This window comes from Streptomyces sp. NPDC058373 (assembly GCF_042723275.1).
GTDB lineage: Bacteria > Actinomycetota > Actinomycetes > Streptomycetales > Streptomycetaceae > Streptomyces.
Map to the genome: position 1 here is coordinate 65405 of NZ_JBHXJE010000014.1, position 12774 is coordinate 78178.

A 12774-nucleotide genomic window follows, 5' to 3' on the forward strand; every position below is an offset into this window, starting at 1 on the left:
TTCCAGCCGGCGGCGGTACGGAGCGGGCCCGGCGGCCCGCGTGCGGTACGCGGTGCGGTGGTCATGACCGGGCGGCGGGCGCCGGGCCGGTCGACTCCCGTACGACCAGCCGTGGCCGGCCGTCCAGGAGCGGCGGCGGGACCTCCTCGCCGCACCCGGCGAGGAGGGTGAGGGCGGCCGCCGCGCCGACCCGTTGGACCTGTTGGTCCACCGTGGTGAGGCGGGGGTGCAGCCACCGGCCGAGCGGCAGGTTGTCGTAGCCGACGACGGAGACGTCGTCCGGCACGCGCAGTCCGGCGCGCTGGGCCGCGCCCATCCCGCAGACGGCCATGGAGTCGTTGGGGAAGACCAGGGCGGTCGGCCGGTCCGGGCGCGCGAGGAGTCCGGCGGTGACGGTGACGGCGGCCTCCTCGGTGAAGTCGGTGTGCCGGACGGCCGCCGGCCGCAGCCCCGCTTCGGCCAGCGCCCCCTCGAACGCCGCCCGCCGCACCCCGGAGTGCACCAGATCCGCGGGGCCCGCGACGTAGGCGATACGCCGGTGTCCGAGCTCCAGCAGGTGGGCGACGGCCTCGCGGACGCCCGCGCCCTGCTGCCCGAGGCCCACCCCGGGCACCGGCGCCGAGGGGTCCGGCGCGCCGAGCAGGACGGCGGGCAGCCCGAGGCCCTTGAGGAGACCGGGGCGCGGATCGTCCGCCCGGGCGTCGGTCAGCACGGCGCCGTCGATCCTGCCCTCGGCGACGAGCCGTTCGTACAGCGCGCTCTCCTCGGCCATGTCCGGGACCAGGTGCAGGAGCAGACCGTAGCCGCGGGGGGCCAGTTGGCCCTCCAGGCCGGTGATCAGTTCGCTGAAGTGGGGGTCGGCGCCCAGGACGTCGGTCGGGCGGCGCACCACGAGGGCGATCGTCCGGGTCCTGGCCCGGCGCAGTGCGGTCGCCGACGCGCTGGGCGACCAGCCCAGCTCGGCCGCCGCCGCCAGGACCCGGTGGCGGGTCGCCTCCGAGATCCGGCCCGTTCCGTTGACCGCCTGGGAGACCGTGGCGGTGGAGACGCCCGCCGCCGCGGCCACCGCCTTGATGGTCGGCCGGGCCGCGTTGCCGGAGCCCGCTTCCGGTCGGCCGGAGACGCCTTCGCCCGGCCGTCCCTTGAGACGTTCCTTCACATCTTCACCGCCCCGCTGACGAGTGCCTGTTGCATGCGCTTCTGCAGCACGGTGTAGACCGCCCAGACCGGGACCAGTGTGAGCACCGTGCCGGCGGTCAGGATGCCGTAGTCGGTGCCGGTGAGGGACTTGAGGGTGGGCAGCGCCACCTGCACGGTCCGCAGGTCGGGGTCGGGGCCGATGATGACGAGCGAGTAGAGGTATTCGTTCCAGAAGGTCAGGAAGTTCAGCAGCAGGATGGTCGCGATGCCCGGCATGCACATCGGGGTGTACACGTGGCGCAGCACGGCGAAGGTGGACGCGCCGTCCATGCGCGCCGCCTCCTCCATCTCACGCGGGATCGTCCGCATGAACTGCACGAGGATCACCACCGACAGCGGCATCGCCGTGGCGGGCAGGAACAGCACCATGAAGGCCCGGGTGTGGAACAGGCCGGTCGCGGCGGCGAGCAGGAACGTGGGGAAGAGCGCGGCGAACGTCGGTACGAGGAAGCCGAGGGAGAAGACCCGCTCCACCAGCGCGCCGAGCCGCCCTTCCGTACGGGCGATGGCGAAGGCCGCCGGGATTGCCAGCGCCAGGGTCAGCGCGAGGGCCAGCGCCGTCACCAGGACGGAGTTGAGGACCGCCGCCCCCAGGTCGGCCGAGGTGAACGCCTCGGTGAAGTTGTGCGCGGAGAGCGAGGTCGGCAGGGCGAACGGTGAGCCGAAGATCTGGTCGTTCGTCTTGAACGCCGAGACCAGCAGGTAGTAGAGGGGGACGAGGAGCAGTGCCGCGTACAGCCAGGCGAGGAGATGGGCCGGCAGCCAGGACCTTCCGAACTTCATGGGACCGCTCCGATCAGTAGTTCTGGCGGAAGACGCGACGGATGGTCAGCAGCCCGGCCAGGCCGACCAGGAACAGGAACACGCCCACGGTCTGGCTGTAGCCGAGGTCGGCCGCGATGAACGCCTTCTGGTAGACGAGGAAGGAGAGGGTCGTCGACGAGGAGCCCGGTCCGCCCTGGGTGAGCAGCAGGACGTTCTGCGCCGACCCGAAGAGGGTCCACAGGAACTGGAGCATGGTCACGACCCCCACGAAGTCCCGGATCATGGGGAAGTGGATGCGCCACATGGCCCGCCAGTGCCCGGCTCCGTCGAGCTGCGCGGCCTCCCCGACCTCGTCCGGCACACTGCCCAGCCGGGCGGCGAAGAGGACGGCGGTGAACCCGATGCCGCTCCACACGTCCAGCACGATCAGGCAGGCGAGGGCGGTCGACGGCGAGGCGAGCCAGGCGTCGGTCAGCGATCCGAGGCCCACCTTGTCCAGCGCCCCGTTGAAGAGGCCGTCGGGCGACAGGACGGCGTAGAAGACCATCGCTTTGGCGGGCGTGGAGATCAGGCCGGGGATGAAGAGCAGATAGCGCAGGATCCGGTGGCCCGGGGGCTGTTGCGCCACGTAGTAGCCCAGCATGTACGCGCCCACGATCATCAGGGGCAGCGCGACGGCCAACTGGACGGCGGTGTTGGCCACTGCGTCCGCGAAGACCGGGTCGGCCAGGACGGTGCGGACGTTGCCGAGGCCGGCGAAGGAGACCGGCTGGAGCATGCCGGGCCAGTGCAGGGCGGCGATGACGAAGATGGCGACCAGCGGGCCGACCATGAAGAGCAGGTACCAGGCCAGCGCCGGGACAGCGAGGATGACCCCGCCCTGCGCGCGTTTGCGGCGGGGGCCGGGAGCGGGGTCCGACGGGGTGCTCCGGGCGACGGGGGCGCCGCCGGGGGCGGACGAGAGCAACGTCATGGGGAATCCCCCTGGGGACTCGGCGCGCGGGATCAGCCCGTGCGGTAGGCGGATTCGAGGGCGGAGCGCACGGTGGCCGCGCTGGTGCCGCGGGTGAAGGCGGTGCTGGTCGCCGTGATCAGCGGCTGGGTGGCGGTCGGCGGGACGTACAGATCGGGCAGGAGCACCTGGCCGACCCGGTCACCGAGCCGCTGCGCCGCCGCCACCAGCGGGAAGTCCTTGCTGACGGTGTCGGTCACCAGGGCCATGTCCCGCCCGCTCTCGGTGATGAAGCGCGAGACGTTCTCGGGCCGGTACATGAACCGCAGGAACTTCTCGACCGAGGAGATCTTCTTGACCCCGTTGGGACTGATCCAGAAGCCGATGAGGGTGTACGACCGCATGACGGTCGGCTTGCCGTGGGCCGCCCCCGGTGCCAGCGGCCAGCCGCCGACCTCGCTGTGCGCGGCGGTCCTCGCCGGGACCTTCGCCAGCGCGGAGGACATCGCGGACTGGATCGCGGCGGCCTCGGTGTTGTACTGCGTGGTCATGCTGTCCGAGGTGAGTCCCTGGGCCTTGTCGGCGAAGACGCCGGCGTCCCGCAGCTCGACGAAGTAGTCGATGCCCTCGCGCACCCTCCGGCCGCCGAAGTCGCCGCTCGCGTAGACCTTCCGCGCCTCCTCGGGGGTGAGGAAGGTCTGGATGATCTGGGCGAGCAGCTTCTGCCCGGTCCAGTCGTTGCCGCCGACGGTCACCGGGGCGATGCCCTTCGCCCTCAGCTTGCGGGCCGCGCCGATGAGCTGGTCGCCGGTGGTGGGCACGGAACCGACCCCGGCCCGCTCCAGCAGGGTGGTGTTGAAGGCGACGGGCCAGTTGGCGGCGAAGTAGGGGAAGGCCCGCAACCGTCCCTCGCCGTCGGTCCACTCCTCGAGCGCGGCGGGCAGCACCCGCTCCCGCAGCCCCCAGTCGTCCAGGTACCCCTTGACGTCGACGGTGGCCCCGAGCTCGGTCCAGGCCAGCGTCTTGTCGTACAGGTTGACCATGACGACGTCCGGCTCCTTACGGGCCAGCCGCGAGGTCTCGTACACCTGCGGGAGGTCGTCGCCGTTGACCAGGTTCTTGATCCGCAGTCCGGGATGCTCCGCGTGGAACTCCTTGACCAGCGCCCGGTACGTGGGCGACCCGGGAGCGGTGGTGCCGAGCTGGGTGTGGACGACCAGGCTCCCGGGATCGGAATCGGTCGAGGCGAGGGCGGAACAACCGGACAGGGCGGGGAACGCGGTGGCGGCAGCGAGGCCGGAGCCTGCAGCGAGGAAGCCGCGCCGACTCAGAGGTGAGCGCACAGCGAGATGTCTCCAACCAGGGGGCGACGGCGCTGGTTAATCGATATACCAGCGGGTTGCGAGAAACCTAGAGACACATGAGGCGTCGGTCAACCCCTGGTTGCGCGGGATGAACACCCCGACATTCCGGACGCGAGGTAGGGGCGCGACGCGCGATGCATCACGGCCCCTCCGGATGCGCCCGCCGCGCCTCGGGCCCCGGCGAGGGTGGCCATCCCCCTCACGGCCCATGCTGGCGGGGTCCCGGAGAAGGTGCGCGACTGCGGCGCGCTCCCCCTGGCGGGGAAGGTTCTGGCCGTGCCACTGCTTTACGCGGTCCGGTTGATCCGGCCCGCGTACTGGGCCTCCAGTGCGCTGTTGTGTTCGTCGCCGGCCGGGATGTCGGCCGAGAGATAGACCGGCGGGGTGGTGCCCTGGGCCAGCAGCAGCCGGATCGTCTCGACGGCGACCTGCTGGACGAGGAACGCGCCCGTGATGGAGGAGACGGCGCAGGCCGCGCCACCGCCGGGGAGCTCGAGGAGGGCGTCGCCGAAGGGGGAGCCGTTGTCGAGGAGGACGTCGGCGAAGTCCACCAGCCGCTTGCCGGAGGGGTGGCGGGAGACCGCCCGGGTGCCGTGCGCGGCAGAGGTGATGGCGATCAGCGGGTGCCCGTGTCCCTTGACGAGGGCGGCCATCTCCACGACGGAGTCGGCTTTGTTCGCGCCAGCTTGGTCAGGCGTCGGCTTCGGCGTCGCGGAGGCTGAGGGCGAGGTCGTTGCCGACGGTGTAGAAGGGCCTTGTCCTGGTCGGACCTCGGTCAGGATGGCTCAGGCGGACCGCCGGGACGGTGTCTATCCTCTTCCGGTCAATGATGTCGCCTCCGATACGGCCGATGGGTATGGGCGGGCGCGCATCGCCCGTGCTCAGCCGCAGATCCCACACGTCGTGCTCGACGCTGCGCAGAGCGAGAGCCCGCTCGAAGGGGACCGTGAAGGTGAAATCCGGTTCGTCCTGGCTGGACCGGATCACCGGAAGGGTGAAGTCGTACTCCGCGCCCTCGCGGGAAGCGGCGATGACGGTAGCGTCCTCCAGGAGCCTCACGGCGCCGTCCGCCAGCAGACGTGCGGTGATGACCGCTCCTTGCGGGTCCACCCTCCAGCCCGTCACTTCGGCGTGAGCCGGACGCTGCCACGAGCGTATGGCCAGAGTGCCGTCGGCTGCGGTGTAGGGGATCCACGCGGTTACTCGGCCCTCATGGAGGGTCGGCATGCGCCCCACCAGCCGTGCCTGCTCGGACATGGCGCAGAGCAATCGCTTTCGCTTGCCATCGTCCCCCTGGGGACTGATGTAGCAGTTCCAGCGTCCCTCGGCCAGATCGTGCTCGTCGGGGTGCAGGACGATCTGGCTCGTCCCCCTGGCCGCATCGGCGTCCGACATCGGGACAGGTATGCGGATCTCCCGCTGCTCGGAGTCGTGGCGCAGACGGGCGATGAAGTCCAGTGGTCCCGCGGGAAGCGTGGCCCTTTCCACGCTCACGCTGACACCCCCGTCCGGTGCGGCCTTGGCGCGGGCCGTCGGCCGTGGCTTTTTCGGCCGCGGGGTCTCGACGGACTCCTCACCGTCACGGACCTCGGCGCGAGCAGGCAACACCGTACGCAGACGAGTCCACAACGATGCCTTGGGCTTGGCCGGCTGCGGGGCGGGGCGCGCGTCGGACAGTTGCCGCAAGAGGGAGTCGTAGTGGTGGACGATGTGGTGCGGAGCGTAGGCCGCGGCCGTCTGCTGAGCGACTTTCCCCATGCTCGCCCGCAGGTCCGCGTCGCTCATCAGCCGGTCGAGCGCTCGCGCGTAGCCTTCGACGCCGTCCTCCAAGGGGACCAGGAGTCCGTCGTCCCCGTGGTGGATGATCCCGGCGGGCCCGTGCGGGCAGTCGGTGGCGACGACCGGCACACCGCAGTGCATGGCCTCGACGATGGTCATACCGAAGGACTCGAAGTCGGAGGAGACCGCTGCGATCGCCCCCTTGGCCCACTCCGTCTCGATCGGCGAGACCTGGCCCATCAGGAACACACGGTCGTACAGCCCGAGCCGCTTGATGCGCCGCCGCAGCTTCGGCTCCGCCGTGCCACCGCCGTAGATGCGCAGGGACCAGGCGGGGTGATCACTCGCCAGCAGAGCGAAGGCGTCGATGAGCCGGTCGTAGCGCTTGACGCCCACGAGTCGGCCCGCGGCGACGATGACGTTCGAGTCGAGCGCTGACGGCTCGACTACCGGCTGTGGAACGCCGTTGGGGATGCACAGGACGCGCGCACGGGCATCCGGGTTCGCGGCGCGGTAGTCCGCCGCGTCGGCCTCCGACACCGTCACGAAGGCATCCAGTTCGCGCACGGCACGGTTCTGGTGCTCCCGGATCGCGGGGCTGAGGTGGGCGCGGCTCAGGTGTTCCTGTCCGATGCGCACGTAGCCGCTGCGGCCGTAACGGACGAGATAGCCGTTCAGGTCGGGACGAGTGGCGATCACGACATCGGCGTCGGTCCGGGAGAGCCAGCCTTCGATGCGCTCGTCGTGCAGGGCCGAGTAGCCGATCCGACCTGTTCGCTCGACCGCGTCCGGATAGCGGAACATGACGCTCGGCTGCCGCAGCGACGGGTGACCACGCTCGCTGGAGAGCGAGTCCCTGCGCATGTCGATCAACGACGTGAGGGTGACCCGCCCGTCGAGGGGCAGCGAGGGCTCGGCCCGGACCCTGTGGACACTGACCACCTCCACCTCATGTGTGGCAGCGAGCGCACCCGAGAGGTTCACAACGGCTCGGATGGTGCCGCCGATGCCGTAGGCGTTGTTGATGAGAAACGCGATCTTCACGTATGCCTTCCTGTACATCACCCGTATGGGACGTGGTCGCCTCCTCGATGACGTTCCAGCCAGTGACGGCCCGGCTGCCCCACGGCAGGAACTGCACAATCGACGTTCACGTCGATGGGCCGGCCACCAAGGGCGTCAGGACGAACGGCTCGTCCCTCAGACCCACCACTGCCCGTAAAGCCCGCTCCGAGACGTTCGACGCAGTCTGGTCGATCAGCACCACCGAACAACTTCCTGCGTAATCACAAGGCGATCACGTTGCTCGCCGTGCCACCACAACCTTCCCCCTCTCTTCACGGTCATCCTTCGTGACATTCCCGAGGTGCACCGCACGGGCCTTCCGAAGAGGGAGGGGCGGGTGGACAAGAGGGGAGGCGCTTCCCAGCCCGAGTGCACGAGCAGAAGGACCCAGATGCGCATCGCCTTCTGATCTACAACGCCTACGGCATCGGCGGCACCATCCGCTCCACGCTGCACCTGCCTTCCGCGCTCGCAACCTTGCGTCAGCACGAGGTGAGCGTCGTACCGGTTCACCGCCCCGCGGACCTCCCCCAGCTGCCTACGGACCCGGCCGTCGAGTTGCGGGCTCTCCTGGACTGGCGAGAGACCTCCCCACCTGGGACGGCGGGCATCGGCGAGCTGCGGAACCGACTGAGATGTTCGAGGACCAGGGCGTCGCCTTCGGACCCATGGCGCCGAGCGCACTGACGGACGACAAAGTCCGCGAGTTCCTCCGGACCACCGACGCGGAAGTTGTCATCGCCAACGCGTCCCATCCTGAACGGCCACCTGGCCCGGTACGGCGGCCCCCGATACCCGCGTGTCGGACAGGAACACCTCACCGACCAGCTGCGTGATGACCAGAACCGAGCCCTGCGAAGCTGGACGCATTCGTCACCGTCTCCGAGGCCGACCCGCCCGCTACCGCGAAGCGCTCCCCGGCGTCGGCACCCGCACCCTGTCCATACCCAACGGCGTGCCCACCACCGATGTGGAGCCCACGGGCGCCAACCCACCGCAGGCCAGCACCATCCTCACAGCGACGCCACGCGAGCCCGACGTCGGAGCTCCACTCGAGTACCCGGCTTCCCTCTCACCGGGCGGCATCTGGCGCGCCATTCTGCCCGTCCAGCATCTCCTTACCGCCCACCACGCAGGCGGTAAGGAACAGACGATCTGGGACCTCCACCTGCGCCTGGCGTCCGGGCACCAACCGGTCACGCTGGCCCGCATCGGGGCTGACAGCTCCGACCGCAAGGCCACGGACCTCCGCCCCGACATGGAGCGCTCCACCACTGACGGCACGGTGCGCCTGCGCCCCTACTACACAGTCGGCAACAACCTCGCGCTCAGCACCCGCACCCTTCCGACGACCCCCATCGCTGACGGCTCCGCGGACGATGCGGTGGCCTCGTGAACACGTCGGAAACGACTGGTCAACCGCTGCCAGGAGAGTGAGGATTTCTCGCCAACGGCCGGAGACGCTCTCACGATGTCTGAGCAACGACTCCGGACGCAACGGCGTCCACACGTGTTTCTCGGATCGGCAGAGATCCACATGCAGGGAGTCGACGGCACACGCCGTGCGACGCCGGGCCCACGCCTCTTCGGCCCTGCCAGCAGTTCGAGCCCGATGGCCAACCCAGATGGCCCTCGGGTCCCCATGATGCATTTCGGCAGACAGGTCGGGCACACTCGGCCACGCCTGAACAACCAGGAAAATGCAGGTCAGGTCCCCTTTGTGGCAGGCTCCAGAATCGCCACGCACTCCACATGATGCGTCATCGGAAACAGATCAAACGCCCGCAGCACCCGCACCCGGTACCCGCCCTCCCGGAAGTACCCCAAGTCCCGCGCCAGCGCCGCCGGATCGCAAGCCACGTACGCGATCCGCCTCGCCCCCAGGGACGTCAGCCGCGCCACCGTCTGCTTGCCCGCGCCCGCCCTCGGGGGGTCGAGGACGATGAGGTCGGTCTCGGTGATGCCAGTGCGGGGGAGGACCTGTTCGACCTTGCCCTGTTCGATGCGGACGCGGTCGAAGTCCTTGAGGTTGTGGCGGGCGTCCTCGACGGCGCGCTTGGTGACCTCGATGCCGAGGACCGCGCCCTTGTCGCCGACGCGGTCGGCGAGGGCGCCGGCGAAGAGGCCGACGCCGCAGTAGAGGTCGAGGGCGGTGTCGCCCTTGCGCGGGAGCAGGCCCTGCATGACGGCCTCGACCAGGGTGTCGGCGGCCTTGGGATGGACCTGCCAGAAGCCGCCGTTGCCGACGCGCCAGGTGTGGTCGTCGGCGCGTTCGCGGACGAAGGCGCGGCCGTGGACGCGGTGGACGCCGCCGTCGCGCTCGTCGACGCGGAGGACGGAGACCGGGCGGTCCAGCTCGACCAGGGGGAGGCGGGCGCCGGGGCGCGGGGTGAGGACGACCTGGCGGTCGCCGGAGCCGGAGGCGGCGATGGCCTCGACGGACTCCATGCCGCTCCAGTCGCGCTGCTCGATGCCGAGCTCGCTGACGCCTTCGGCGGCGATCATGCAGTGCTCGATCGGCTCGACCTCGTGCGAGCGGTGGCGGCGCAGTCCGGCGTGGCCGTCGGCGTCGATCGCGTACTGGACGCGGGTGCGCCAGGCGGGGACCTCGCCGGCGGGGAGCTTGTCGCCGGGGGCGGGGGCGACGGTGCCGTCCCAGCCGGCCTGCTCGGGGGTGAGGCCCGCGAGGTGCTGGAGCTGCTCGGCGATGACCTCGCCCTTGAGGCGGCGCTGGGCGCCGGGCTTGGCGTGCTGCCAGTCGCAGCCGCCGCAGCGGCCGGGGCCGGCGTACGGGCAGGGGGCCTCGACGCGGTCCTTGGAGGCGTCGAGGATCTCGACGGCGTCGGCGCGCAGGAAGCGGGAGGTCTCGTCGCCGTGGGTGACCTTGGCGACGACGCGCTCGCCGGGCAGGGTGTGGCGGACGAAGAGGACGCGTCCAGCCTCCGTGCGGGCGACGCAGTGGCCGCCGTGGGCGACGGGGCCGACCTCGACCTCGTACTCCTCCCCGACCAGTGACCCCGGAGACGTCTGCGGTTCTTGCGGCATGAGGGGGTGACTCCAAAGGAAGGAACGGGGAGGGGCGGCGCGCGGTCGACGGCCGCAACCTCCCAGTGTACGGCGCCCGGCGGGTCCCTCGTCACGGGCGGCGGCCGCGCTCCTTGCGGCCGTCGGCCGTGCCCTTCTTCTCGACGGGACCGCGGCGGACGGCGCCGGGGGCGGACCAGTTGGCGCGGCGGCGGGCCCTGACCTTGGCGGCCTCGGAGGACTCGAGCTGGTAGGGGACGGAGGTGACCATCACGCCGGGGGTGTAGAGGAGGCGGCCCTTGAGGCGCAGGGCGGACTGGTTGTGCAGGAAGTGCTCGAACCAGTGGCCCACGACGTACTCGGGGATGATCACGCTGACCGCGTCGCGGGGGTTCTCCTTGCGCAGGCGCTTGACGTACTCGATGACGGGGCGGGTGATCTCGCGGTAGGGCGAGTTGATGACCTTCAGCGGGACGTCGATGGAGCGGCGTTCCCACTCCTCGCGCAGGGCACGGGTGTCGTCGGCGTCGACGTTGATGGTGAGCGCCTCCAGGCTGTCGGCGCGCATCAGCTTGGCGTAGGCGAGGGCGCGCAGGGTGGGGCGGTGGAGTTTGGAGACGAGCACGATGGAGTGCATCCGGGAGGGGCGCAGGGTGGTGTCGCCGGGGTCCTCGTCGGCGGGGGCGGCGATCTCGTCGGCGACGTTGTCGTAATGGCGGCGGATGGCGGTCATGGTGGCGTAGAAGATGACCATGCCGAGGACGGCGACCCATGCGCCGTGGCTGAACTTGGTGATCAGGACGACGACGAGGACCAGGCCGGTGACGACGGCACCGAAGGCGTTGATGGCGCGGACCCGGACCATGTGGCGGCGGCGCCGGGGGTCGCTCTCGCCGGGCAGTTCGCGGTTCCAGTGCCGGACCATGCCGGTCTGGCTGAGGGTGAAGGAGACGAAGACGCCGACGATGTAGAGCTGGATGAGGCGGGTGGAGTCCGCGCCGTAGACGACGACCAGCAGGATCGCGGCGCCGGCCAGCAGCACGATGCCGTTGGAGAAGGCGAGGCGGTCGCCGCGGGTGTGCAGCTGACGGGGCAGGTACGAGTCCTGGGCGAGGATCGAGCCGAGCAGCGGGAAGCCGTTGTAGGCGGTGTTGGCGGCGAGGAAGAGCACCAGGGCGGTGGCGACCGCGAGGAGGACGAAGAGGAAGGTGCCGTCGCCGAAGACGGCCGCGGCGACCTGGGAGATCACCGGGTGCTGGACGTACTCCGGGCCGACGGGGACGCCGTCGCGGAAGAGGTCCTTGGCCGGGTACTCGGCCATGCGCACGCCGGTGGCGCGGGCCAGCGCGATGATGCCGCAGAACATGGTGACGGCGAGCAGCCCCATCATCGCCAGGGTGGTGGCGGCGTTGCGGCTCTTGGGCCTGCGGAAGGCGGGGACGCCGTTGCTGATCGCCTCGACGCCGGTGAGGGCGGCGCAGCCGGAGGAGAAGGCCCGCAGCAGCAGGAAGACCAGGGCGAAGCCGGTGAGGCCGGGGTGCTCGGGCTTGATGTCGAGGTCGGCGGTGGGCGCCGCCATCGACTCGCCGAGGACCAGCGAGCGGAAGGCGCCCCAGGCCAGCATGAGGAAGACGCCGCCGACGAAGACGTAGGTGGGGACGGCGAAGAGCTTGCCGGACTCGCGGACGCCGCGCAGGTTCATCAGGGTGAGCAGCACGATCGCCGCCGAGGCGCAGAGCACCTTGTGCTCCACGACGAAGGGGACGGCGGAGCCGAGGTTCTCGATACCCGCCGAGACCGACACGGCGACGGTCAGGACGTAGTCGACCAGCAGGGCGCTGGCGACGGTGAGGCCGGAGCGGGGGCCGAGGTTGGTGGTGGCCACCTCGTAGTCGCCGCCGCCGCTCGGGTACGCGTGCACGGTCTGGCGGTAGGAGGTGACGACGGTGAACATCAGCACCACGACGGCCAGGGCGATCCAGGGACTGAAGTGGTACGCCGACACGCCCGCCAGCGAGAGGATCAGCAGGACCTCGCCGGGCGCGTAGGCGACCGAGGAGAGCGGGTCGGAGGCGAAGACGGGGAGGGCGATCCGCTTGGGAAGGAGGGTCTCCCCCAACCTGTCGCTGGGCAGTGCGCGCCCGATGAGGAGGCGTTTGGGCACGTCGGTCAGTTTGGACACGGTGGGGATCGTAAGCGCTGCCCGAGGACGCCGCCGCGCAGCCGAGACCCCGCCGGGCGGGTCGGGCGGCCCACCCGGCGTGCGCCGGAAAGGTGACGTCACGCACCTTTTCCGGTGCCCGCCTCGTGGTGTTCCAGGGGTTTTGGGCGGCGCGGGGGCAAGGGTGCCCGTGAGGCGTGCCACAGCTGCCCGGGGTGTGCCACGCGGCGCCTTGACGCCTTCTTGACGAGCCGCTCACACGTTCTTGACGGTGTCCCTGACGGCCTCTTGACACCCCCTGGCGCCAGGGCGGTGCGGGGCGCGGGCCCACCGGCCCGGCGGGCGGTCCCGGACCCTTAAGCTCGTGCCGGGCAGGCCGTCGCGGCGGCGGCCCGATCCGGGCGCGCCGCACGGGGCGCCCGGCCCGGCCGAGGAGAAGAGTGAGCAGGGTGTTGTCGCAGATC

At 70.7% G+C, this 12774-nt stretch carries 9 protein-coding genes; 1 reads left to right on the forward strand and 8 read right to left on the reverse strand.

The window, feature by feature from the left end:
* Positions 1 to 61 precede the first annotated feature (61 nt).
* The 6 genes from ACFWMZ_RS11600 to ACFWMZ_RS11625 all read right to left on the reverse strand — a co-directional run bounded on the left by ACFWMZ_RS11600 (position 62) and on the right by ACFWMZ_RS11625 (position 7104).
* Positions 62 to 1066, reverse strand: a complete 1005-nt coding sequence (locus ACFWMZ_RS11600) for a LacI family DNA-binding transcriptional regulator (RefSeq protein ID WP_383201084.1) — start codon at positions 1064 to 1066, stop codon at positions 62 to 64.
* A gap of 89 nt (positions 1067 to 1155) precedes the next feature.
* Positions 1156 to 1983 carry a carbohydrate ABC transporter permease gene (locus ACFWMZ_RS11605; RefSeq protein WP_383201024.1) on the reverse strand — a complete coding sequence of 276 codons (828 nt, stop codon included), beginning with the start codon at positions 1981 to 1983 and terminating at the stop codon, positions 1156 to 1158.
* A 13-nt stretch (positions 1984 to 1996) separates the two neighbouring features.
* The gene (locus ACFWMZ_RS11610) at positions 1997 to 2938 is read right to left on the reverse strand and encodes a carbohydrate ABC transporter permease (protein WP_383201027.1); all 942 of its coding nucleotides are present in this window, start codon (positions 2936 to 2938) and stop codon (positions 1997 to 1999) included.
* A gap of 32 nt (positions 2939 to 2970) precedes the next feature.
* A complete protein-coding gene (locus ACFWMZ_RS11615; protein ID WP_383201030.1) occupies positions 2971 to 4260 on the reverse strand; it encodes an ABC transporter substrate-binding protein in 1290 nt (429 codons plus the stop codon).
* Between the two features lie 308 nt (positions 4261 to 4568).
* Entirely contained in the window at positions 4569 to 4940 is a 372-nt protein-coding gene (locus tag ACFWMZ_RS11620) for a sugar isomerase domain-containing protein (protein ID WP_383201033.1), read from the reverse strand.
* 31 nt (positions 4941 to 4971) lie between these two features.
* Entirely contained in the window at positions 4972 to 7104 is a 2133-nt protein-coding gene (locus tag ACFWMZ_RS11625) for a glycosyltransferase (RefSeq protein WP_383201036.1), read from the reverse strand.
* A gap of 976 nt (positions 7105 to 8080) precedes the next feature.
* On the opposite strand from ACFWMZ_RS11625, the gene ACFWMZ_RS11630 reads away from it, so the two are divergent.
* Entirely contained in the window at positions 8081 to 8521 is a 441-nt protein-coding gene (locus ACFWMZ_RS11630; RefSeq protein ID WP_383201039.1) for a hypothetical protein, read from the forward strand.
* A 311-nt stretch (positions 8522 to 8832) separates the two neighbouring features.
* Here the strand turns inward: ACFWMZ_RS11630 and ACFWMZ_RS11635 are convergent, their stop codons facing one another.
* A complete protein-coding gene (locus tag ACFWMZ_RS11635) occupies positions 8833 to 10170 on the reverse strand; it encodes a class I SAM-dependent RNA methyltransferase (RefSeq protein WP_383201042.1) in 1338 nt (445 codons plus the stop codon).
* A 91-nt stretch (positions 10171 to 10261) separates the two neighbouring features.
* On the reverse strand, positions 10262 to 12331 hold the full coding sequence (locus ACFWMZ_RS11640) for an APC family permease (RefSeq protein ID WP_383201045.1): 2070 nt from the start codon (positions 12329 to 12331) through the stop codon (positions 10262 to 10264).
* Positions 12332 to 12774: the final 443 nt, after the last annotated feature.

Coding starts and splice junctions, on each gene's coding strand:
- ACFWMZ_RS11605 (WP_383201024.1), bottom strand. CDS start 1,983: ATGAAGTTCGGAAGGTCCTGGCTGCCGGCCCATCTCCTCGCCTGGCTG.
- ACFWMZ_RS11635 (WP_383201042.1), bottom strand. CDS start 10,170: ATGCCGCAAGAACCGCAGACGTCTCCGGGGTCACTGGTCGGGGAGGAG.
- ACFWMZ_RS11610 (WP_383201027.1), bottom strand. CDS start 2,938: ATGACGTTGCTCTCGTCCGCCCCCGGCGGCGCCCCCGTCGCCCGGAGC.